General features: G+C 65.1%; 21 protein-coding genes. 10 read left to right on the forward strand and 11 right to left on the reverse strand.

The features are described from left to right. Nucleotides 1-79 precede the first annotated feature (79 nt). Nucleotides 80-1711: a chaperonin GroEL gene (gene groL / locus CIT40_RS05560; RefSeq protein ID WP_094894858.1), complete on the reverse strand. Its 1632-nt coding sequence runs from the start codon at nucleotides 1709-1711 to the stop codon at nucleotides 80-82. Between the two features lie 196 nt (nucleotides 1712-1907). Continuing rightward, nucleotides 1908-2204 carry a co-chaperone GroES gene (locus tag CIT40_RS05565; RefSeq protein ID WP_094894861.1) on the reverse strand — a complete coding sequence of 99 codons (297 nt, stop codon included), beginning with the start codon at nucleotides 2202-2204 and terminating at the stop codon, nucleotides 1908-1910. A 314-nt stretch (nucleotides 2205-2518) separates the two neighbouring features. Here CIT40_RS05565 and CIT40_RS05570 point away from each other — a divergent pair, with 314 nt between their 5' ends. Further along, nucleotides 2519-3040, forward strand: a complete 522-nt coding sequence (locus CIT40_RS05570) for a hypothetical protein (protein WP_094894864.1) — start codon at nucleotides 2519-2521, stop codon at nucleotides 3038-3040. Nucleotides 3041-3220: 180 nt separating this feature from the next. Here the strand turns inward: CIT40_RS05570 and CIT40_RS05575 are convergent, their stop codons facing one another. Then, nucleotides 3221-4117 carry a LysR family transcriptional regulator gene (locus CIT40_RS05575; protein WP_094894867.1) on the reverse strand — a complete coding sequence of 299 codons (897 nt, stop codon included), beginning with the start codon at nucleotides 4115-4117 and terminating at the stop codon, nucleotides 3221-3223. Between the two features lie 256 nt (nucleotides 4118-4373). Here CIT40_RS05575 and CIT40_RS05580 point away from each other — a divergent pair, with 256 nt between their 5' ends. The 3 genes from CIT40_RS05580 to CIT40_RS05590 are packed head-to-tail and all read left to right on the forward strand — an operon-like array spanning nucleotide 4374 to nucleotide 6221. Continuing rightward, on the forward strand, nucleotides 4374-5108 hold the full coding sequence (locus CIT40_RS05580) for an SDR family NAD(P)-dependent oxidoreductase (protein WP_094894870.1): 735 nt from the start codon (nucleotides 4374-4376) through the stop codon (nucleotides 5106-5108). A 30-nt stretch (nucleotides 5109-5138) separates the two neighbouring features. Beyond that, nucleotides 5139-5549: a nuclear transport factor 2 family protein gene (locus CIT40_RS05585; RefSeq protein ID WP_094894873.1), complete on the forward strand. Its 411-nt coding sequence runs from the start codon at nucleotides 5139-5141 to the stop codon at nucleotides 5547-5549. Nucleotides 5550-5588: 39 nt separating this feature from the next. Beyond that, nucleotides 5589-6221 (forward strand): class I SAM-dependent methyltransferase, encoded by a 633-nt coding sequence (locus CIT40_RS05590; protein WP_094894876.1) that lies wholly within the window; start codon nucleotides 5589-5591, stop codon nucleotides 6219-6221. A 239-nt stretch (nucleotides 6222-6460) separates the two neighbouring features. Here CIT40_RS05590 and CIT40_RS05595 read toward each other — a convergent pair whose 3' ends face one another. Continuing rightward, complete coding sequence (locus CIT40_RS05595; protein ID WP_094894879.1) at nucleotides 6461-7249, reverse strand: protein phosphatase CheZ; 789 nt, start codon at nucleotides 7247-7249, stop codon at nucleotides 6461-6463. A gap of 315 nt (nucleotides 7250-7564) precedes the next feature. Here CIT40_RS05595 and CIT40_RS05600 point away from each other — a divergent pair, with 315 nt between their 5' ends. Beyond that, a complete protein-coding gene (locus CIT40_RS05600) occupies nucleotides 7565-8374 on the forward strand; it encodes a L,D-transpeptidase (protein WP_162307362.1) in 810 nt (269 codons plus the stop codon). Nucleotides 8375-8486: 112 nt separating this feature from the next. Here CIT40_RS05600 and CIT40_RS05605 read toward each other — a convergent pair whose 3' ends face one another. The 5 genes from CIT40_RS05605 to CIT40_RS05625 all read right to left on the reverse strand — a co-directional run bounded on the left by CIT40_RS05605 (nucleotide 8487) and on the right by CIT40_RS05625 (nucleotide 13566). Beyond that, nucleotides 8487-9329, reverse strand: coding sequence for a DUF2076 domain-containing protein (locus tag CIT40_RS05605; RefSeq protein WP_094894884.1), 843 nt, complete (start codon nucleotides 9327-9329; stop codon nucleotides 8487-8489). A 125-nt stretch (nucleotides 9330-9454) separates the two neighbouring features. After that, entirely contained in the window at nucleotides 9455-10300 is an 846-nt protein-coding gene (locus CIT40_RS05610) for a ChbG/HpnK family deacetylase (RefSeq protein WP_094894887.1), read from the reverse strand. After that, nucleotides 10297-11334, reverse strand: a complete 1038-nt coding sequence (locus CIT40_RS05615; protein ID WP_094894889.1) for a glycosyltransferase family 2 protein — start codon at nucleotides 11332-11334, stop codon at nucleotides 10297-10299. The genes CIT40_RS05610 and CIT40_RS05615 overlap by 4 nt, the downstream gene beginning before the upstream one ends. A 99-nt stretch (nucleotides 11335-11433) precedes the next feature. Beyond that, nucleotides 11434-12411 carry an ATP phosphoribosyltransferase gene (gene hisG, locus CIT40_RS05620; protein WP_094894894.1) on the reverse strand — a complete coding sequence of 326 codons (978 nt, stop codon included), beginning with the start codon at nucleotides 12409-12411 and terminating at the stop codon, nucleotides 11434-11436. Nucleotides 12412-12414: 3 nt separating this feature from the next. After that, the gene (locus tag CIT40_RS05625) at nucleotides 12415-13566 is read right to left on the reverse strand and encodes an ATP phosphoribosyltransferase regulatory subunit (protein ID WP_094894896.1); all 1152 of its coding nucleotides are present in this window, start codon (nucleotides 13564-13566) and stop codon (nucleotides 12415-12417) included. Nucleotides 13567-13968: 402 nt separating this feature from the next. On the opposite strand from CIT40_RS05625, the gene CIT40_RS05630 reads away from it, so the two are divergent. Next, nucleotides 13969-14814 (forward strand): hypothetical protein, encoded by an 846-nt coding sequence (locus CIT40_RS05630; RefSeq protein WP_244611913.1) that lies wholly within the window; start codon nucleotides 13969-13971, stop codon nucleotides 14812-14814. 10 nt (nucleotides 14815-14824) lie between these two features. After that, entirely contained in the window at nucleotides 14825-15835 is a 1011-nt protein-coding gene (locus CIT40_RS05635; RefSeq protein ID WP_244611914.1) for a helix-turn-helix domain-containing protein, read from the forward strand. Here the strand turns inward: CIT40_RS05635 and CIT40_RS05640 are convergent. Continuing rightward, nucleotides 15832-16587: a 16S rRNA (uracil(1498)-N(3))-methyltransferase gene (locus tag CIT40_RS05640; RefSeq protein WP_094894905.1), complete on the reverse strand. Its 756-nt coding sequence runs from the start codon at nucleotides 16585-16587 to the stop codon at nucleotides 15832-15834. The genes CIT40_RS05635 and CIT40_RS05640 overlap by 4 nt on opposite strands. A gap of 210 nt (nucleotides 16588-16797) precedes the next feature. Here CIT40_RS05640 and CIT40_RS05645 point away from each other — a divergent pair, with 210 nt between their 5' ends. Then, nucleotides 16798-17460 (forward strand): hypothetical protein, encoded by a 663-nt coding sequence (locus CIT40_RS05645; RefSeq protein WP_094894908.1) that lies wholly within the window; start codon nucleotides 16798-16800, stop codon nucleotides 17458-17460. Then, nucleotides 17457-18389, forward strand: coding sequence for a 4-hydroxybenzoate octaprenyltransferase (gene ubiA / locus CIT40_RS05650; RefSeq protein WP_094894911.1), 933 nt, complete (start codon nucleotides 17457-17459; stop codon nucleotides 18387-18389). The genes CIT40_RS05645 and ubiA overlap by 4 nt, the downstream gene beginning before the upstream one ends. Nucleotides 18390-18492: 103 nt before the next feature. On the opposite strand, the gene CIT40_RS05655 is transcribed toward ubiA, so the two are convergent. Further along, on the reverse strand, nucleotides 18493-19011 hold the full coding sequence (locus CIT40_RS05655; RefSeq protein ID WP_094894914.1) for a DUF6101 family protein: 519 nt from the start codon (nucleotides 19009-19011) through the stop codon (nucleotides 18493-18495). A gap of 265 nt (nucleotides 19012-19276) precedes the next feature. Here CIT40_RS05655 and CIT40_RS05660 point away from each other — a divergent pair, with 265 nt between their 5' ends. Further along, the gene (locus CIT40_RS05660; RefSeq protein WP_162307363.1) at nucleotides 19277-20707 is read left to right on the forward strand and encodes a TldD/PmbA family protein; all 1431 of its coding nucleotides are present in this window, start codon (nucleotides 19277-19279) and stop codon (nucleotides 20705-20707) included. Nucleotides 20708-20729: the final 22 nt, after the last annotated feature.

A 20729-nucleotide genomic window follows, 5' to 3' on the forward strand; every position in this document is an offset into this window, starting at 1 on the left:
GGTTGAATCGGAAAGCAGGGTCGGCAAAAAAGAAGGCCGCCCGGAGGCGGCCTTCGCAATGCTGTGATGGAACGGAGGCTTAGAAGCCGCCCATGCCGCCGCCGGCGGGCATCGCGGGCGGGGCTTCCTTCTTCGGCGTTTCGGCGACCATGGCCTCGGTGGTGACCAGCAGGCCGGCCACGGAGGAGGCGTCCTGGAGCGCGGTGCGCACCACCTTGGCGGGATCGATGATGCCCTTCTCGATCATGTCGACATAGTCTTCGGTCTGGGCGTCGAAGCCGAAGGTCTCGGACTTGTTCTCCAGGATCTTGCCGACCACGATCGAGCCCTCGACGCCGGCATTCTCCGCGATCTGGCGGATCGGGGCTTCCAGCGCCTTCAGCACGATGTTGATGCCGGCCTGGACATCGGCATTGGCGTTGGTGAGACGGCCGACCGCCTTCTTGGCACGCAGCAGCGTGACGCCGCCGCCGGGGACGATGCCTTCCTGCACCGCGGCGCGGGTCGCGTTGAGCGCGTCCTCGACGCGGTCCTTCTTCTCCTTGACCTCGATCTCGGTGGCGCCGCCGACGCGGATCACCGCGACGCCGCCTGCGAGCTTGGCGAGGCGCTCCTGGAGCTTCTCACGGTCGTAGTCCGAGGTGGTTTCCTCGATCTGGGCCTTGATCTGGCCGACGCGGGCCTCGATCTCCGGCTTCTTGCCGGCACCCTTGACGATCGTGGTGTTCTCCTTGTCGATCACGACCTTGCCGGCGCGGCCCAGCATCTTCACCGTGACGTTCTCGAGCTTCATGCCGAGGTCCTCGGAGATCAGCTGGCCGCCGGTGAGGATCGCGAGATCCTCGAGCATGGCCTTGCGGCGGTCACCAAAGCCCGGCGCCTTCACCGCGGCCACCTTGAGGCCGCCACGGAGGCGGTTGACGACCAGGGTGGCCAGCGCCTCGCCCTCGACGTCCTCGGCGATGATGACGAGCGGCTTGCCCGACTGCACCACGGCTTCCAGCACCGGCAGCATGGCCTGCAGGCCCGAGAGCTTCTTCTCGTGCAGCAGGATGAAGGCATCCTCGAGCTCGGCGGTCATCTTCTCGGGGTTGGTGACGAAATAGGGGCTGAGATAGCCGCGGTCGAACTTCATGCCCTCGACGATGTCCACCTCGGTGTCGAGCGACTTGTTCTCCTCGACGGTGATGACGCCCTCGTTGCCGACCTTCTGCATCGCCTGGGCGATCATCTTGCCGATGGCGGCATCGCCGTTGGCGGAGATGGTGCCGACCTGGGCGACCTCGGAGGAGGCGGCGACGGGCTTGGCGCGCTTCTCGATGTCCTTGATGACGGCCGCAACCGCGGTGTCGATGCCGCGCTTGAGGTCCATCGGGTTCATGCCGGCGGCAACCGCCTTGGCGCCTTCGCGCACGATGGCCTGGGCCAGCACGGTCGCGGTGGTGGTGCCGTCACCGGCGAGGTCGTTGGTCTTGGAGGCGACCTCGCGCAGCATCTGGGCGCCCATGTTCTCGAACTTGTCCTCGAGCTCGATCTCCTTGGCGACGGTGACGCCGTCCTTGGTGATGCGGGGCGCGCCGAACGACTTCTCGATGACGACGTTGCGGCCCTTGGGGCCGAGCGTCACCTTGACGGCGTTGGCGAGAATATCGACGCCGCGCAGCATGCGATCGCGCGCGTCTCCGGAAAACTTGACGTCTTTGGCAGCCATTTCTGCAATCCCTCGTGTTTGGTGATGTGTTGTTTCGTGCTGCGGCGCGCTCTCTTCGTCATTGCCGGGCTTGACCCGGCAATCCATCCCCTGGCGAAGATTGATGGATGCCCGGGTCGTCTAGCGCGAAGACGCGCTTCGCGCTTCTGCCCGGGCATGACAACGGCGCATTCAGCGGCTGTTCAGGCGGGTGGCCTTAGGCCATTACGCCCATGATGTCCGACTCCTTCATGATCAGGAGCTCTTCGTTGTCGATCTTGACCTCGGTGCCCGACCATTTGCCGAACAGCACGCGGTCGCCGACCTTGAGGTCGATCGGGGTCAGCTTGCCGGTCTCGTCGCGGCCGCCGGGGCCGACAGCGACGATTTCGCCCTGGGACGGCTTTTCCTTGGCGCTGTCCGGAATGATGATGCCGCCCTTGGTCTTTTCCTCGGCGTCGATACGTTTGACCACGACACGGTCATGCAGCGGACGAAATTTGGATTTAGCCATGACGTTTCCCTCTGGAGGCTCGCTTCGGAAGTAGTGGAAGTGGGTGGGCGGCGCTTCCGTCCACCCCTATCCCAGGGATCGAACGGCGCGCTTAGCAATCGGGCTTTCCGAGTGCTAATAGTGGGCCCGGAAATATGGCTTGGCCGCGATCCTGTCAAGCAAAGGTGGTTAAGCGATTGGTGAGGCGGATATAGGATGGTGGTATTGGAAACTTGTTCGGGGCGCCGGCGTATCAAAGGACGTCATTGCTCCGGCAGCGTTTTTACGCTTGGCTGTAGGAGGGGTGCGGCCATGGTCTTGTCCGGGGGAATGCCATGATCAGTTCAGCTCACGCGCGCACGGTTGCCAATCTGGCCGCCGCCTCTTGTCTGGCGCTGCTGCTGGGCGCCTGCGGCGGCGGCTTGAGCCTGCCGTCCTTCTCGTCGTCCTCGCCGCCGCCCGAAGCCGAGCCCGGCACCGGCCCGGAGATGCCGGCGACCATTCGCGCCGACGAGATCGTCGGCCGCTGGGGTCTCGCCTCGTTCCAGAACCCGGCCGACCGCGCCCGCACCGAGGCTGCCGCCCGGGCCCAGTGCAAAAATCCCTACGTGATCACCGCCGGTTCCTCCGGCGGCGTGATCATGCATCTGGCCGACCAAGCAACGCCGCAGGAGCTGCGGCTGAAGGGCTCGCCGAGCGGCAAGAACTACATCGGACCGGCGGGCCCGACCCCCGGCGAGCAGGACCGCGAGATCGTCTCCTTCGACGGCCGCGTCCTGATCACCCGCTTCATCGACAAGGACGCCGCCACCCGCTACGGCAACATGGTCTACGTCCGCTGCGCGCCAAGGGCCTAAAGGCGACGGTGCGACTTTCCCTTCTCCCACAAGGGAAGAAGGAAGGGAGCCGCGGCGCTCTCCAAAAACAAAAAACGCCGGCCTCAGGGCCGGCGTTTTGTTTTTCTCTCTGTCGGGTCCGCTTAGTCGAACAGCGCGTCGATGTCGTCCTGCGAAGCGTCGCCGGCGATCCACCGGGCGTCAGTCGCGCGATATGGACTGCCCCGCGAGGAGCGGAGCGTACGCAGCGAGCCTGCGGAATACGAATTCAGTAAAGAGCCGCACGCGCTTCGTCTTGCGTGTCTCCCCCTGCGTGAGAAGCCAGAGCGTTCCATGCATGTGCAGGCCGGTGCCCGGCACCCTCACCAGCACAGGGTCGGCATCTCCAACAAAGCACGGCAGTATCGTCATCCCGAGCCCTTGTCGTACTGCAACGATCTGCGCCTCGCCGTCCGTGGTCTTGAACGGAACACCTGTGGTGCGAACTTCACTCTCGCGGGCCCAGTCGGGGATGCCATGGCTGCTTATGACGATCCACCGGATGGGATTCGGCGCACCCGCCTGCCAGGCGGCTAGTCGGTCGCGGGAAATGTAGACGCCGCCGAACAGATCCGGTCCCTTCAAGCCGTGAAGATTGAGCGGCAGGGTTTTGCGGTCGTAGACGACGCGGATCGCGACGTCGGCCTCTCGGTTAGTAAGATTTGCCAGCTCGCCGGACGACAAGATTTCCATCTCGATGTCCGGATGCAGACGTGCGAAATCGGCGAAGTCCGGCATAAGCAGGTGGGTCGCGAGGGTCGGCGCCGTCGTCACCCGCAGAAGTCCGCGGACGCTCTGGTCGCGCCCGAATACCCGCGTCTCCAGCTGGTGGGACGACGCTTCCATCTGGTTCGCGAGGTCGAGGACTTCCTCGCCCGCAGCCGTCAGGCGGTAGCCCGCGGGCAGCTTTTCGAACATCAACGCCCCGAGGCGTTCCTCAAGCTGGGCGACGCGTCTCAGTACGGTCGCGTGGTTTACGCCAAGGCTCTTGGCGGCAGTCCGCACCGAGCCTCCGCGCGAGACGGCAAGAAAGTAGCGAATGTCATCCCAGTCGATCATGGTGCAATCTAGCACCACATGGTGGCCCTTCCAAAGCCCTTAGCTAGGGAATCATGTCGTAAATCATAGCCTTCGGTGCAAGCTCGGGCGACCGCAGCAACCGATTATCGTGGGCGGTGTTAATCGCCGGACCGGATCGTTTTCGCACCACCGATGTGCGCTTTTCCGCACTCACTGCCTGACGCCGGCAGATCTATGTCGAGGCTGTCGGGGGCATCCCCAACGATCAGAGGCGGAAGCCTGGAAGGAAGCAGTCATGGGTAAGCTTGAAGGTAAGGTTGCAGTCATCACGGGCGGATCGAGCGGCATGGCGCTGGAGAGCGCCAAGCGGTTCGTGGAAGAAGGCGCGTACGTCTTCATAACGGGCCGGAAGCAGGAGGCGCTCGACGAGGCGGTCAGGCTGATCGGCCGCAACGTGACCGGCGTGCGCGGCGACGCGGCCAATCTCGGCGACCTCGACCGTCTGTTCGACACGGTCAAACGGGAAAAGGGCAGGATCGACATCCTGTACGCGAGCGCTGGCACAGGCGAAGCCGTCCCACTGGGCGAGATTACGGAGCAGCATTTCGATGCGACCTTCGGCCTGAATACGCGCGGCACGCTGTTTACGGTCCAGAAGGCGTTGCCGCTGTTCAACGACGGCGGATCGATCTTCATGACCGGGTCGGTCGCCTCGCTCAAAGGCTTTCCCGGCTACAGCGTCTATGCAGCGAGCAAGGCGACGCTGCATGCGTTCGCCCGCGGATGGCTCAACGAGCTCAAAGGCCGGAACATTCGGGTGAACGTGCTGCACCCGGGGCCGATCGCCACGCCGATGCAGGACCAGGTGCTCAGCGCGGAGGCGAAGAAGATGTTCGAATCCCTGATCCCGCGGGGAACGATGGGGCGTCCCGAAGAGATCGCCGCGGTCGCGGTCTTCCTGGCATCCGACGATTCCAGCTTCGTGAACGGGTTGGAGCTGTCCGTCGACGGCGGCTTCTCGGCCGTCTGACATCGCGCCGAGCAAAAACGGAGAGATACGATGAGCACCGAAGAGAATGTCCAGCTCGTGAAGAATTTCTTTGCAGCCATGGGCAGCAGCAACGCGCGCGATCTGTTGGCGTTGGCTGCCGAAGATATCGAGTGGATCATTCCGGGCGAAGGCTGGCCGCTGGCAGGCACGCACCGCGGGCACGCCGAGCTGGCGGCTGTGCTCAAGAAGGCGTCCGAAGCGGTGGAAACGCGATACCCGAAGCCCCCCGAATTCGTGGCGCAAGGAGACCGGGTTATGGTCGTGGGCGTCGCTACGGGAACAATCAAAGCCACGAACACGCCGTTCAAGGACGAGTGGGTCTTCGACATTACCGTTCGAGACGGCAAGGTCGCCCACATCCAGGAGTACATCGACACGCAAGCACTGGCGCGGGCCTCGCAGATCGTCGCAAGGACCTAGCCGCGCGATCGTCGAATGCCAACCATCAAGGAAATACCGATGTACGACCAATCCAGGCTATCCGAGTTGATCCGGTTCGCACGCGTAAAGGCGGGCACCACCGTCATCGACGTTTACCCAGGCGACGGCGACTGGACCCGTCTCTTCTCCGACATCGTTGGACCCGAAGGACGAGTCTACAGCTTCGTGCCGGCCGAAGTCGCCCACTTCAAGAACGATCCTGTCGGCCGCATGCGAACGCTTGCGAAAGAGCCGGGCCGTGAGAACGTCGAAGCCGTCTCGGCGGACCTCGTGGCTATGCCGGAGGCCACGCAATCAGCGGACGTCCTGTGGCTGCACCTGTTCTATCACGATCTCCACACCACGCTGATCCAGGCCAGGGGCGCAACGGCAGCCCAATTCAATCGAGCCGTCTACGAGCGGCTGAAGCCCGGTGGGTCCTACGTGATCGTAGACCACGCCGCCGCCGCCGGGGCCGGTACAAGCGACGCCCAGTCGCTGCATCGGATTGAGCCTGCATCCCTTCGCGAGGAGGTGGAGGCGGCCGGCTTCGTACTGGACGCGCAAAGCACCGTGCTCGCGAACAAGGACGATCCGCACTCGATCAAGGTTTTCGATCCCTCGATCAAGGGCGAGACCGATCGTTTCGCCTATCGGTTCGTGAAACCCTGACAGGTCCCGTGGAAATAGCGGACTTCGCGAGCTGTCAGTTCGGCCGGCTAATGGGTTCACGGCCAAGTGCGCGATTGCACACGGGGGCGGGGCAACCAGTACGCCGCGGCTTCTCGGATCAATCACTGCCGTTTCTGGAATAATGGATCGTGCGCCTGCGTGGACGATGACAGCGGAGGGTCCAAGCAAAAACGCCGGCCTCAAAGCCGGCGTTTTGTTTTTCTCTCTGTCGCGTCCGATCAGTCGAACAGCGCGTCGATGTCGTCCTGCGAGGCGTGGCCGACGTCGCCGGCGAGCTTGGGGCCGTTGAGAAGCTTGTCGTCCTCGCTGCGATTGTCGACCTGCGGAACGACGTGGGCCTTGATCGCATCGACGCCGCCCCAGATGTCCATCATCGAGTTGATGTGCTGCTCGATGAACTTCATCGTGGTCATGACCTTGCTGATGCGCTGGCCGGTCAGGTCCTGGAAGTTGCAGGCCTCGAAGATCGAGATGACGCGTTCCTGGATGTCGTCGGAGAGCCGCTTCTGCTGGTCGACCGAGTCCACCTTGGACATTGCGCTGGCGGCCTGGTCGATCGATTCCGCGGCTTCGAGGATCTGTTGGGTCGCCTGCTCGGTGCCGCCGACCACCGCGCCGAGCTCGCCATTGACCTTGGCCATTTCGCCGCCGTCAAAGCTCTTGCCGTGCAGCGTCGCGATCTCGCGCTTGGTGCGATCGATGGCGTCATGGATCAGGTCGAGCTCGACCTTCAGCTTTTCGCACTGCTCGATCTGGGCCCGATAGGTATCGAGCATGGTACGAGCCTCCGCGAGCTCGTGGGCGGTGGAGGCGTCGATCGCCGCCATGGCCGCGCTGCCGGACAAGGGCGCTGGCATGCTGCCCTTCGCCATCTGTGCACGGATCGCGCGCAGCTCCGCCATGATCTCGCTATGCATCGGGATTGCCTCTTCAGTAACGTCAAAATTCGGCATCTCGCCGCCACCAGCGATATCCTCGACGCGAAAACGTTTGCGGTGAACAGCCATCAGGATACTCCCCCCACCTCACTCACGCGTCTTTGTAGGCAGAAGCGATTTAACACGAAGTTCACGGCCGGAACTGTTGTGCGGTTGCAGGCGACGGCGTGCAAAGAAGCGATTAACCATGGCCGCGCGGCGTTCATCGAAAATAAACGCTGATCGCCAAATTGGCCCCCCGCTCGCGACGTGGTGAATCAAAACGCGACTTCCGTTTACCAAACAAAACGCCTTTTGCTTTTTATTGACCACGTCGCGGACGCCGATCAGCCATCAGCCCTCCACGGCGCATGTGATCTAGACGAAACAGTACAGAGTACGTCGATGTTCAAGAAAATGTCTGTTGCGCTGCTCGGCAGCGCTTGCACCTTCATTGCCGGCGCAAACAGTGCCAGCGCCTTCGACAATTCGGTGCCGAACGATCCGCCCGCGGTGCTTTACCAGCCGCAGGTGCCGCCGGCGCCGATGCGCGTCGCCTCCAATGCGAACATGGGCGGCGGTTTCATCGAGTTCCTGTTCGGCGACGGTCCCGGCCGCGGTCCGGCCTACGCGCCGCAGCAGCCGGTCTATCAACAGCAGCCCGGCTATTACGACCAGCGCCGCCTGCCGCCGATGGGCGAGCCGCAACAGGGTGGATATCAGCAAGGCGCGGTTCAGCAGGAGGCGGCCGACCCGCGTCAGCGTCAGTTCGACCCGAGGTTCGAGAAACAATCCGTTGACTATAGCGGCAAGGAAAGTGCCGGCACCATCGTGGTCGATACCCCGAACAAGTTCCTCTATCTCGTCGAGGGCAATGGTCGGGCGATGCGCTACGGCATCGGCGTCGGGCGCCCCGGCTTCACCTGGTCCGGCGTGAAGGCGATCACGGCCAAGCGCGAATGGCCGGACTGGACGCCGCCGGCCGAAATGATCGCGCGCCGCCCCGATTTGCCCCGGCATATGGAAGGTGGTCCGGAGAACCCGCTCGGCGCCCGCGCGATGTATCTGGGCTCGACCCTGTACCGCATCCACGGCTCCAACGAACCCTGGACCATCGGCACCAACGTCTCCTCCGGCTGCATCCGCATGCGCAACGAGGACGTCATCGACCTCTACGGCCGTGTCAATGTCGGCACCAAGGTCGTGGTGATGTGATCTCTTCTTCCCCTCTCCCGCAAGGCGAGGAGGAAAGGCACCTGCGCAAGAATTGGAAAATGAAAACGGGCGCCTCGTGGGCGCCCGTTCTTGTTCGCAACGCTGATCAGCCTTACGCGTAATCGCTGCCGCCATCGTCGTCGCCGCCGAAATCGCTGTCGTCGGCCACGTCCATATTGCCGTCGTCGTTGTGGTCGCCATAGTTCTGATCGTCGTCGTTACGATCGTTCGACGCCTGGTCGGAGAAGCTCTGGCGGGACTCGCGGTTCGAGCCGATGTCGTCGAGACCGGCATCGCGCGCGAGCGAGCCGCCGGACTGGTCGCTGCCGCCCCAAGGACTTCCACCACCGCTGCGGTCGCCGAGGGCATTGCTGTCCCCAAAAGCCTGCTGATGCGATCCGCCCATCATGCCGCGGATGCTGGAGAGCAGCAGCGAGCCGCCGACGACGCCGGCGGCAGCGGCCGCCGCCGTGCCGAGGAACGAGCCGCCGCCACCGCCCATCGGCGGTGCGCCATAACCCTGACCGGGGCCCGGGCCCTGACCGGGACCTTGGCCGTAAGCCTGTCCGTAAGGCGGCTGGCCGTAGCCCGGCTGGGTCTGCTGCATCGCTCCGCCGCTGTTCCAGACCGGCCGCGCGTCCCGCGGCGGCACGTTCGGAACCGAGCCGCGCGAGGGGCTTCCGCCGAACAGCGTGTCGCGCATGGTGTCGAGGAAGCCGCCGGACTGCGCCTGCTCGGGCGCATGGGCCGCTTCCAGCTCCTGGATGCGATTGTGGGCGCGCTTCAGCGCCTCGTCCTGCAGCAGCGTGGTCTGCACCAGCGCATAGACCGCGCCGGGCGCCTTGCGCAGCCCGTCGGAGATCGCTGCGATCGCATCGGGATCGCGCGGTGCATTTTCCAGTTTCGAAAGCCGGTCGAAAAGCTCGTCGACGAGCTGGCGTTCCTGCGGCGTCATGGTCTGTCTCCCTCGCGCAAAACAAGCGCGACGCAGATGTAGGGTTCCATTGTGGCCCCAACAGTGCCGGCCGGATTAAATTTCGGTATGCGACAAGCTGCCCTGCGGCTTGTTTTCCGCGGGCTTCATCCCAGCGTGGCGCCGCTGTCCGCCAGCAGACGCGCGAAGGCGTCACCCGAGAGATAGGCGTGCTCGCGTTCGCGGACATCCGTCATCGGGTCGAGGCCGGCGAGGACGTCGTCGACGAAGCCGGGATGGCACATCACGAGGCCGCCATCCGGCAAGCCTTCCAGGAATTGCCGCATCAGTTCGCCAAAATCGGCCGCCCGCGTGAAGTCATAGGCGCCGGCGAAGCCGGGATTGAAGCTGAGGCCGGCGCTGCCGGCCCGGCGGCGGAATTGCGCGCTGAAAATATCGAGCACGATCGCCTTGGGTGAAGCGAGGCGCTGCCTGAGCGGCAGGTCGCGGCCGCCCTGGCGCACCCAGGCGTTCGGCGCGGCCTCAACGACCGCTTCGACGAAGCCGTCGCGCACCTGCGGGTAGAGCTGCACATGCTGATGGCCGTCGACGAAGTCGGGCACCCGGCCGAACGCTTCGGCGAAGGCGGCGAGCTGCGCCTTCACCTCGTTGCGGAAGAATTCGCGATCGAGCCGCCGCAAGACGCCTGCGCGCAGCAGCTTCGGAAACGGCATGAACATGTCGCCGTCGAGCGGACGAAAATGCATGGTGAGGGGGCGGAACGGCGCCGACAGCGTCACGTGCAATCCGATCGCGCAGCGCGGGCTCGCCGTCGCGGAGGCCTGGAGCGCTTCGATCTCGCTGCGCGCGATCGCCGGGCCCACCATCATCACCGAGGTGGCGTTGAGGCGGCCGCGTTCGATCAGGTCGCGGATGGCGCGGTTGACGCCCGGGCTGATGCCGTAATCGTCGGCACAGAGCCAGATCCGCCGCAGGCCCGCGGCCGCGCTCATTCGGCGGCCGTCCTCTTCGCGGCGTCGTCGGCTTCGAAGTGCTTTTCACTGTGCTCGGCGACGAAGTAGATCGGGCGCGCCTTCATCTCGGAAAGGATCTTGCCGATATATTCGCCGACGATGCCGATCATGATGAGCTGCACGCCGCCGATCGTCATCAGGCCGATCACCAGCGAGGGATAGCCGGGCACCTGCTTGCCGGTCGTGAGCACCTCCCAGAGGATCGAAAGGCCGAACAGGAAAGCGCCCGCTGCGAGAATGACGCCGAGCAGGCTGGCGAAGCGCAGGGGGGCGACCGAAAACGAGGTCAGGCCCTCGATCGACAGGCCGAGCAGGCTTGCGGCGTTGAAGGTGGTGACGCCATGGACGCGCGCCGAAGGCTCATAGTCGACGCGGATCTGGCGGAAGCCGATCCAGCTGGCGAGGCCCTTGAAGAACCGGTTGCGCTCGGGCAGCTGCCTGAGCGCCGTGACCGCGCGCGGCGACAGCAGGCGGAAGTCGCCGGCGTCCTCGGGAATCTTCTGCCGTGCGCCCCAATTGATCAGCGCGTAGAAGCCGTGCACGGCGATCCGGCGCAGGAACGGCTCGTTGTCGCGATGCGCCTTGGCGGTGTAGACGACGTCATAGCCGTCATCGATCCAGTGCCGCACCAGCTGTTCGATCAGGGCCGGCGGATGCTGGCCGTCGCCGTCCATGAACATGACGGCGCCGAGCCGGGCATGGTCGAGGCCGGCCATCAGCGCCGCCTCCTTGCCGAAATTGCGCGACAGCGACACCACCTGGACGTCGATCGCATCGGCCGGCAGCGAACGGGCGATCGTCAGCGTCGCATCCTTGCTGCCGTCGTCGACATAGACGACCTCGCAAGCCAGCCGATAGCGCTCCCGCAAGGTCTTTGCGAGATCGCAGATGCGCTGGTGCAGGGCGGCGAGGCCCGCCGCCTCGTTGTAGACGGGGACGACGATCGACAGTCCCTTCGCCGCGGCGGTGGCTGCGGTGGTCGTCATGCCGGAAACGTCGGAGCCCAGCGTCATCGATCAAGTCCCAGAGGCGTTCAAAGTCATCTCAACAGCATATGGTAGCTGCCGCTTGCTGTCGCAAAGCTGAACGGAAAAGCCGGGCGAACCCGGGGCTCACTGCCGCAGGAACGCCTCCAGCCTGGCGAACAGCGGATTCTCGCGGTCGAACACGTAGTCGAGCGAAACCACCGAGACGGTCTCGGCGCCATGCTCGCGCAGGAAGCTTGCCAGCGCATAGAGCTGCCCCGGCGGGCAGTGCAACGTCAGCATGCCTGACGAGGTCGGCCCGCCGAACGGAGCCTCGACGCCGAACCGGCTGTGGGCTTCGCCGAGCAGGGCGGCGTCGCATTGCCGGAAGCGGGTGCGGACCTCGCGGTATTTGTTGGCCCGCGCCCTTGCCGCGATGTGATCGAGGATGATTCGCGCGGTCTCCCGCGCCTGCGGCGTCCAGTCCGCGTCTTTCGAAGCGACCAGATTGGCCTGGCTGCGCAGGATCACGCCGTCGTCGAGCACCCGCAGGCCGTTGGCGGCGAGGGTCGCGCCCGTCGTGGTGATGTCGACGATCAGCTCGGCGCTGCCGGCCGCCGGCGCGCCTTCGGTCGCACCGGTACTTTCGACGATGCGGTAATCGGTGATGCCGTGGCTCTGGAAGAAGGCGCGGGTGAGGTTGACGAACTTGGTCGCGACCCGCATCCGCATGTGGTGCTGCTCGCGGAAGCCGGTGGTGACGTCGTCGAGGTCGGCCATGGTGCGAACGTCGATCCAGGCCTGCGGCACCGCGACCACGACGTCGGCGTAGCCGAAGCCGAGCCCGTCGATCAGCGACACCCGCTTGTCGGCGTCCGCGATGTTCTCGCGCACCAGATCTTCGCCGGTGACGCCGAGATGGGCGAAACCGCGCGACAATTGCGAGGCGATCTCGCTCGCCGAGAGATAGGCGACCTCGACATGATCGAGGCCTGCAAGCGTGCCGCGATAGTCGCGGGCGCCGCCGGCCTTCGACAGCTTGAGGCCGGCACGCGCGAAGAAGGCCTCGGTGTTTTCCTGCAGGCGGCCCTTGGAGGGAACGGCCAGGACGAATGGCGCGCTCATGACTTAAGCTCCCACCTTGCGGCCGATCTTCGTCAGCGCATCCACCCAGACCGAGAAGCCGACCGCGGGGATCGGTTCAGCCGATCCGAGCTGGGTCATCAGCCCGTCATAGCGGCCGCCGGCGACCAGCGGCTCGGCGCCGTTGCCGCGGTGATGCAGCTCGAATTCGAAGCCGGTATAATAGTCGAGGCCGCGCCCGAACGCGGTCGAGAAGCGCGTCTGCTTCACGTCGATGCCGCGCGCCGCCATGAAGCCGATCCGGCTCTCGAACTGGTCGATCGCAGCCGTGAGGTCGAGCCGGGCGTCGGCCGCGAGCGCGCGCAGCTCGGCGACGGAATCGTCGGGATTGCCGGAGATCGTCAGGAAGCGCTTGAGCACGGCGATCGCCTCGCGCGGCAGCGCGCCGCCCTTCAGCGTCGATTGCTCGAGGAAGCGATCGGCGATCTCGGCGGTGGTGCGTCCCCCGACATTGGTGGTTCCGGCGATCGACATCAGGTCGGTGACGAAGGCGAGCGCCGCCTTGCGGTCGGAGCCGGCGAGGGCTGCGAGCACGCCCTGATATTCGCTGGGGCTTGCGGTGGTCGAAGCCGCGAGCTTCTCCAGATCCTGCTCCAGGCTGATCTTGCGGTTGAAATCCTTGACCAGGCGGCGGCGCCAGACCGGATACAGGTTCAGCGCATCGAGCAGCCCGTTGAACAGCCCCACGTCGCCGGTGCGGATCTCGACGTCGTGGACACCGAAGGCCGCGGTCGCTTCGAGCCCGAGTGCCAGCGTCTCGGCGTCGGCCGCGGCGCGGTCCTGGCGGCCGAACGATTCGATGCCCGCCTGCAGGAATTCGCTGGCCTGGCCATTCCGGTAACGGAACACCGGGCCGAGATAGCTGAACCCGGCCGCCTGCCCGGCACGACCGGAGGCGAGGTAATCGCGCGCGACGGGAATGGTCAGGTCCGGGCGCAGGCAGAGCTCTTCGCCCGTGAGGTCCGTGGTCAGGTACAGGCTCTTGCGGATGTCCTCGCCGGAGAGATCCAGGAACGGCTCGGCCGGCTGCAGGATGGCGGGCTCCGCCCTGACGTAACCGGCCTGCGCGAACGACAGCAGCAGCGTATCCGCCCAGGCGGCGGAGCCGGCAGCATTTGGGGTGGCAGTCGCGGTCATAGCTGGGTCCATCGTCCCGGTGGAACCGGGCAGGGCAAGGAGGAGGCTAGGGGAGGCAAGCGAATTGCGCTGCCCTTAGCATGGCCCGAAAGCGGTTTCGACCTCCAAAGGATCAATCGCTTAACGAGTTCGAAGCGAGCCTCGGCCCGCCGGTCAGCGGCTGAAAACGGAGATTCCCCGTCACGCCAAGCGAGGTAATAAAATACCTTGTTGCGCCAGCGCCTGGGGCGGGCGGGACGGCATCATTCGGCCTGGCCCGGGGACGTCTCCAGCCGGCTCGACGGATGATGCGCCGGCACGGCCGGTCCGGTCGCGGCGGACCCGGCTTCTTCCGCGAGCTGCTCCGCCAGTTCGAGTACCCTCTGCCTTCGGCCGGGGTCCCTGAGGCGGAGAAACGCTCTGATGAGCCGCAGCTCTTCGCATCCCCTCGCGTCCCGCACGACATCATCGTTCATCGTCACGCCTTCCATCGCGCGCCACCTCGATGCGGCCCCGGCATCGAACGGTCGAATCCGCGATCGTGCGCCAAAGTCATGTCGGCCACCGCGTCCGCAGCATGTCGAGGTCCAACCTTCATGGCGCTGCGCGAACGCGTCGGCGAGCGATTTCGATGCGGCCGGGGCCGAGCTTCACAATGAGAAATTGAGGACGGCTGGCAAGTCGTCGCATACTCATTTTGGGTATGGCGGACGATCCGTTCGCCGCAGCCTTCGTTTACAACATGAATGTGGAATTCGATTCATGCGCAATGCTTCAGACATCATCCGCACGGTCTCGCGACACACGCTGGCCTATATGTTGTTTTCGATCAGTGAGTTGTTTCGGCACTACGATGAATTCGATCCGCTGGACCTTCTGATCGTTCATGCGGTCCTGAACGCGAATGTCATCCATGTGATGAACGATCCGGTGTTGGACGAGCAGTTCTCCAGCATTCACGACGTCGAGCCGGATGTGATCAAGCAGGGGGTCTCACGTGCGGCACTGTCTCGCTTCCTCAGCCTGCCGCTCGAGACGGTTCGCCGTCGCGTGACGGGGCTGAAGCGGCGGAAGATCCTCGAAGAGACCGAAGCAGGACTCATCGTGACCGAGCAGAACGCATTCAGGTTTGGAAACAACCATGAACTGCAGAAGACCAACATGCTGCTGCTGACGAAGCTGCTTCGCGATCTCAAGCGCGCCGGTATCAACGGGCCGGATGATCTGCGCGCATCCAGGACGGCCACGTCTGCAAGGAAGGCAAAGTAACCGGCACGACATGAATCAGGGCCATTTCGAGACCGCGCGCGACGGGGCGCAAACGCTGGCGGCGGACCGCTTGATGTCCTTTCAGGGGCTCAAGCCATCGTCGGCCCTCGAGCTCCGGGCGTATGACATCGACCATTACGGCGAAACCGAGAGATATGCCGGCGCATCCAGCATGCCGCTGGCGGTCGGGGCTACAGCCATCATGCGCGCCCGGCTCAGCCTGCCGACCCTGACCTTGTCTCTGGTGAAGACTTTTCCGCGGATCGTCCGAGGCTATCAACTGACGAATGCCATCGCTATCGCGGTGCCGATGGATCACGTCACCTCGGCCCGCATCAACGGGCAATCAGTCGGTCGTTCGATCGTCATTCTGAAGGGCAATTCCGATTGCCTGGTCCATGAGCCGGAGGGTCGGCTGATAGCCGTCGTCTATTTCACTCCGCCCCGGCGCGAACCCTGGGCGCAACTGGATGACGGCTACCACCTGGCGAACCCCACATCGGACGCCCTTGCCTCATTGCGCCGTCTGGTCTCCGTCACGCTGGAAACCGCAGCGCATGACCCGGACTTCCTGAACGAGCCGATATCGTCGAGCGTCGTCGAGCAATCGTTGCTCAGCACGATGGAAACTGCGCTAACCACCAGCGTGAGAGCCGCACCCGTGTCGCCCGCGATGGACGGCTATCGCCGGATCGTCGCAAACATGGAACGGCTGATCCGGCAGGATCTGACGATCTCGCACAAGACGCCTGAACTGGCAGAGCAGGTGGGGGTGTCCGTCCGCACGCTCCAGAGCGCAACACAGGCCATTTGCGGCATCAGCCCGCATCGCTATAGCCGGATTCTGCGGCTCTGGTCGGTGCGCAAGCAGCTGCGCATCGGTGTGGGTCGGCGCAGCGTGAAGGCCTGCGCGATTGCGCACGGTTTCTGGCATCTGGGCGAGTTCGCGGCGAGCTACAAGGCTGCGTTCGGTGAGCTGCCGTCCGAGACCTTGCAGCGCGCGATGCGGGAAACGATCTAGCCGTCTCCGCCGCCCCAATCGCCCAATACGGCCTGCACCAGCGCCAGCGCCGCCACCGCGGCGGTGTCGGCCCGCATGATCCGCGGACCCAGGGCCAACCGCAGGATTTTCGGCTGCCGCAGCAGCAGCGCCCGCTCTTCCTCGGCAAAGCCGCCTTCGGGGCCGATCAGCACGTCGATACCTTCTCCGGTCTCGCAGGCGCCCCGCAGGCTCTGAACGGGGTCGCGGACCTCCGCCGCCTCGTCGCAGAAGATCAGCAGGCGGCCCGCGGGCCGCTGACTGAGATACCGATCCAGCGGCACCGGCTCGGCAACGCCGGCGATGCTCAGAATGCCGCATTGCTCGGCCGCCTCGACCACATTGGCACGCATCCGCTCGGTGTTGACCCGGGAGGCCTGGGTGAACCGGGTCAGGACCGGGTGCAGGGCGGCGGCGCCCATCTCGATGGCTTTCTGGACCATGTAGTCCAGCCGGGCATGCTTGAGCGGGGCGAAAACGTAGGCGACGTCAGGCAGCCTGTCCTGGGGCCGGGTCTGCTGAAGGATCACGAGGCCGTCCGGCCGCTTGCGCCCTTCGATGGCGGCCTGCCACTCGCCGTCCCGGCCGTTGAAGGCCAAAACCTCGGCTCCGGCGGCAAGTCGCAGCACATTGCCGAGATAATTGCTCTGGTCGCGGTCGAGCGGGATCCTGGCGTCCTGGGCAAGAGGAGCGTCGACGAACAGGCGGGGGCCGCGAAAATCGTGGGAGGGCATCGTTCAGGGGTCCGATTTGCGGCCGTTCTTAACCGAAAGCAGCCATTCCGGGGGTAAAAATTGCCGAAACGGTGCGTCCCCGCGCCGCGCTCTTGCCCTATTCAACGGGTTGTTAAGCGTCGGCGGGAATCGTAAAAACGCGAACACGCTGGTTGCGCTTCAATTGGGAAGGCGCCGAACCCCGTAGCTCCTGCCGGAGAGACTATCTTGATGATCCGTCATTTGATGGTTCCGATCACTGCCGCCATGGTCACCCTGAGCGCCGCGGGCGCCTTTGCGCAAAGCGCCTTCCCGGCGCCGCTGCCGAACCAGGCCCCAACCAGTTCCGCGTTTCCCCCGGTGAACGGCTCGGCGCCGATTGCTTCGGTCGGCACGGCGCCGCAATCGTCCTTTCCCGTGAACGGCGCCGCGCCCGTCGGTGGCGCTGGCGCGTTCAGCGCGGCCCCGCCGACCCAGGGCGGCCCTGGGGAGGACTGCATGAAGGCTTTCATTCCCCTGCGCGAGGAAGCCGAGAAGCGCGGCAAGCTGATCAAGGCCGCGAGCGATCGTCACGCGCCTCCGGACGAGGCCTGCAAGCTGATCCGCAATTTCAGCCAGGCCGAGTCGAAGATGATCAAGTATATCGACACCCACGCCGCCAAATGCGGAATCCCGCCGCAGGTTGGCGATCAGATGAAGTCCGGCCACAAGAACACCGAGGCCATGACGACGAAGGTCTGCAACGTCGCGCAGCAGATGCAGAACCAGCCGCGCGGCCCGGCGGGTCCGTCGCTGAGCGAGGTGCTGGGTTCGGGCTCGGCGCCCGAGGCCAATGCCGGCAGGAAGGGCGGCAGCACCTTCGACACGCTCAACGGCAACGTCCTCACAAGATGAGCGACACATCCGCCCGCGTTGCCGATTCCACCGGCAACTGGGTCGATACGCTCGCGCCGCAATGGGCGCGGCCCTATTTGCGATTGTCCCGCTTCGATCGCCCGATCGGCTCCTGGCTGCTGCTGATGCCGTGCTGGTGGTCGGCGGCGCTCGCGAGCGGCATGGCGCATGACGTCCGCGGATTGCCGCTCACCATCGTGCTGTTCTTCATCGGCGCCTTCGTGATGCGCGGGGCGGGCTGCACCTGGAACGACATCACCGACCGCGACCTCGACGCCAAGGTCGAGCGCACCCGCTCGCGGCCGCTGCCCTCGGGGCAGGTCAGCACGAAGCAGGCGCTGGTCTTCCTGGTCGTGCAGGCGCTGATCGGCCTTATCGTGCTGCTGCAGTTCAACCGATTCGCGATCGCGACCGGCATTGCCTCGCTCCTGATCGTCGCGATCTATCCCTTCATGAAGCGGATCACCTGGTGGCCGCAGATCGTGCTCGGGCTCGCCTTCTCCTGGGGCGCCCTGATGGGATTTGCCGTCACCTTCGGACGCATCGACGTTACCGCGATGGTGCTCTATGCCGGCGCGATTTCATGGGTGATCGGCTATGACACGATCTACGCGCATCAGGACGCCGAGGACGACGCGCTGATCGGCGTCAAGTCCACCGCGCGCCTGTTCGGCGCGCACACGCACCAGGCGCTGATCCTGTTCTACGGGCTCGCTGTGATGCTGATCGGCGTCGCGCTGGCCTCCGCCGATGCGCGCTGGGCGGCCTGGCTCGGGCTGATCGCCTTCGCCGCACACCTGGCCTCGCAGATCGTGCGCTTGCGGATCGAGGATCCCGAGCTGTGTCTGCGCCTGTTCAAGTCGAACAGGGATGCCGGCTTGCTGCTGTTTGCGGGATTGCTCGCCGACGCGGTGATGCGGGCGGCGTAGGTCTTGTAGGGTGGGCAAAGGCGCCCTTGCGCCGTGCCCACGTTCTCTCAATGATTGATAGAAAAGGTGGGCACGCTTGCGCTTTGCCCACCCTACGGCACCTTCAATTCCGCGCGATGATCTCGCGTTCGCCGTGATGAACCATCACCTCGCGCGCCATCGCAACGCGGCGGCGCATCAGGAATTTCGGGCGGCGGGCGCGGATCGCATTGGCGCGGCGGCGGCGAGGTGCGGGCTTGCGCGCGCCTTCGTCGAGCTGCGGGAGCGCGAACAGCTCGCTCCAGATCGCCAAGGCCTCGACGAGTTCGTCGCCATCGTTGCTGACCAGCAGCGGAACGGAGAGTGAGGGATCGCGATGCACGAGGACGAGGGTCTGTGCCTCGTCATTGCCGCGCAATGCGACGCCGGTGAAATCGCTGACGCGGACGTTGATCGCCATCTGCATGCCGCGAACGGCACGGCGAAGCACGACGCGTTCGCGATGGAGCTCGATTTGCCTCGTGTATCCGTCGGCGCGCGGATCGTGCGCATCGAAGCGGACCGGAAGGGAAAGGGGGTCGAGCCGCAGTGAGCGGCTCGACCCGGCGGGAGCGATCCCGCATGTTGCTGTTTGACGCCTCACGGCTTTAGTTCTCCCCGCCGGGATTATGTTCCCGGTCGATGCGAGGACCTTAGCGCGCGGCGTTCCGAAACCGCTTAAAAAGGCTGGTTAACCCACCGTCACTGCTGCTCATGATTGACAAGAGCTTGGCACGCATGATTGACGAGACGTTGCGCCAAAGCTGCGAATCTGAGCTTTTGGCAGGCTGAAAATGCTTGAAGTCCGCGCGATCAGGGCACATCTGTGGGTTCCGGTCCCGAACCCCCGCCCCAACAGGATTTCGTTCGTGAACTCTTCACCATCCGCAAGCTCGACGTTTTCGTCCAAGGATTCCTCCAAGGGGTCAAACAACGGGTCAAAGGCCAGCCGCGACCTGTTCGACCAGTCCGCTTTGTCGGATCTGGCGCAGCGGCTGGTGGAGGCGGCGAAGCGCGCCGGCGCGGACGCGGCCGATGCAGTCGCGGTGCGCGGCGTCTCGCAAGGCGTCGAGGTGCGCGACGGACGCGTCGAGGAATCCGAACGCTCCGAGGGCGACGACGTCGGCCTGCGCGTGCTGGTCGGCCAGCGCCAGGCGGTGGTTTCGACCAACGACGCCAGCGGCGATGCCGTCACCAAGCTCGCCGAACGCGCGGTCGCGATGGCGCGCGTCGCGCCCGACGACAAATATGTCGGCCTCGCGGACCCATCGCTGCTCGCACGCGACTTCCCCGATCTCGATCTGCTCGATCCCGATGTGCCGGCCACCTCCGAGCTCGAGCGCCGCGCGCTCGAAGCCGAGGCTGCGGCCCTCGCCGTGAAGGGCGTCACCAAATCCGGCGGCGCCTCGGCGTCCGCGGGCATGGGCGGGATGGTGCTGGTCACCTCGACCGGCTTCCACGGTTCTTACCTGCGCTCCAGCCAGGGCATCTCGGCGACCGCCATCTCGGGCGAAGGCACCGGCATGGAGCGCGATTACGACTTCACCTCGGCGCCGCATGCCGCCGACCTGTTGTCGCCTGACATCGTCGGCCGTTCCGCCGGCGAGCGCACCGTGGCGCGCTCCAATCCGCGCAAGGTCGAGACCTGCAAGGTGCCCGTGGTGTTCGATCCGCGCGTCGCCGGCTCCCTGGTCGGTCACGTCGTCGGCGCCATCAACGGCGCCTCGATCGCGCGCAAGACCAGCTTCCTCAAGGACAAGCTCGGTCAGCAGCTGTTTGCGAAGAACATCCGCATCATCGACGATCCCCTGCGCAAGCGCGGCCTGCGCTCGCAGACCTTCGACGCCGAGGGCGTTGCGGTGAAGAAGATCGCGCTGATCGACGAGGGCGTGCTGACGACCTGGCTGCTCGACTGCGCCACCGCGCGCGAGCTCGGCCTTGCCACCACCGGCCATGCCCATCGCGGCGTCTCGTCGTCGCCTTCGCCCGGGCCGTATAATCTGCATCTCGAACCCGGCACGCCGACCCCGGCCGAGCTGATCGCCGACATCAAGCAGGGCTTCTACGTCACCGATCTGATCGGCTCCGGCGTCAACGGCGTCACCGGCGATTACAGCCGCGGCGCCTCCGGCTTCTGGATCGAGAACGGCGAGATCACCTATCCCGTCAGCGAGGTGACGATCGCCGGCCATCTGTTCGAGATCTTCAAGTCGATGCAGCCCGCGAACAATCTCGAGTTCCGCTACGGCATCAATGCGCCGACGGTGCGCATCGAGGGATTGACGCTTGGCGGACGTTGAGGCGAACGCCCCGGGCGAGACC

The sequence above is a fragment of the Bradyrhizobium amphicarpaeae genome, assembly GCF_002266435.3.
Classification (GTDB): Bacteria; Pseudomonadota; Alphaproteobacteria; order Rhizobiales; family Xanthobacteraceae; genus Bradyrhizobium; species Bradyrhizobium amphicarpaeae.

Bases quoted from the DNA above. Each gene is read 5' to 3' on its own strand.
- groL (WP_094894858.1), bottom strand. From the start codon at position 1,711: ATGGCTGCCAAAGACGTCAAGTTTTCCGGAGACGCGCGCGATCGCATG.
- CIT40_RS05565 (WP_094894861.1), bottom strand. From the start codon at position 2,204: ATGGCTAAATCCAAATTTCGTCCGCTGCATGACCGTGTCGTGGTCAAA.
- CIT40_RS05570 (WP_094894864.1), top strand. From the start codon at position 2,519: ATGATCAGTTCAGCTCACGCGCGCACGGTTGCCAATCTGGCCGCCGCC.
- CIT40_RS05575 (WP_094894867.1), bottom strand. From the start codon at position 4,117: ATGATCGACTGGGATGACATTCGCTACTTTCTTGCCGTCTCGCGCGGA.
- CIT40_RS05580 (WP_094894870.1), top strand. From the start codon at position 4,374: ATGGGTAAGCTTGAAGGTAAGGTTGCAGTCATCACGGGCGGATCGAGC.
- CIT40_RS05585 (WP_094894873.1), top strand. From the start codon at position 5,139: ATGAGCACCGAAGAGAATGTCCAGCTCGTGAAGAATTTCTTTGCAGCC.
- CIT40_RS05590 (WP_094894876.1), top strand. From the start codon at position 5,589: ATGTACGACCAATCCAGGCTATCCGAGTTGATCCGGTTCGCACGCGTA.
- CIT40_RS05595 (WP_094894879.1), bottom strand. From the start codon at position 7,249: ATGGCTGTTCACCGCAAACGTTTTCGCGTCGAGGATATCGCTGGTGGC.
- CIT40_RS05600 (WP_162307362.1), top strand. From the start codon at position 7,565: ATGTTCAAGAAAATGTCTGTTGCGCTGCTCGGCAGCGCTTGCACCTTC.
- CIT40_RS05605 (WP_094894884.1), bottom strand. From the start codon at position 9,329: ATGACGCCGCAGGAACGCCAGCTCGTCGACGAGCTTTTCGACCGGCTT.
- CIT40_RS05610 (WP_094894887.1), bottom strand. From the start codon at position 10,300: ATGAGCGCGGCCGCGGGCCTGCGGCGGATCTGGCTCTGTGCCGACGAT.
- CIT40_RS05615 (WP_094894889.1), bottom strand. From the start codon at position 11,334: ATGACGCTGGGCTCCGACGTTTCCGGCATGACGACCACCGCAGCCACC.
- hisG (WP_094894894.1), bottom strand. From the start codon at position 12,411: ATGAGCGCGCCATTCGTCCTGGCCGTTCCCTCCAAGGGCCGCCTGCAG.
- CIT40_RS05625 (WP_094894896.1), bottom strand. From the start codon at position 13,566: ATGACCGCGACTGCCACCCCAAATGCTGCCGGCTCCGCCGCCTGGGCG.
- CIT40_RS05630 (WP_244611913.1), top strand. From the start codon at position 13,969: ATGAGCCGCAGCTCTTCGCATCCCCTCGCGTCCCGCACGACATCATCG.
- CIT40_RS05635 (WP_244611914.1), top strand. From the start codon at position 14,825: ATGAATCAGGGCCATTTCGAGACCGCGCGCGACGGGGCGCAAACGCTG.
- CIT40_RS05640 (WP_094894905.1), bottom strand. From the start codon at position 16,587: ATGCCCTCCCACGATTTTCGCGGCCCCCGCCTGTTCGTCGACGCTCCT.
- CIT40_RS05645 (WP_094894908.1), top strand. From the start codon at position 16,798: ATGATCCGTCATTTGATGGTTCCGATCACTGCCGCCATGGTCACCCTG.
- ubiA (WP_094894911.1), top strand. From the start codon at position 17,457: ATGAGCGACACATCCGCCCGCGTTGCCGATTCCACCGGCAACTGGGTC.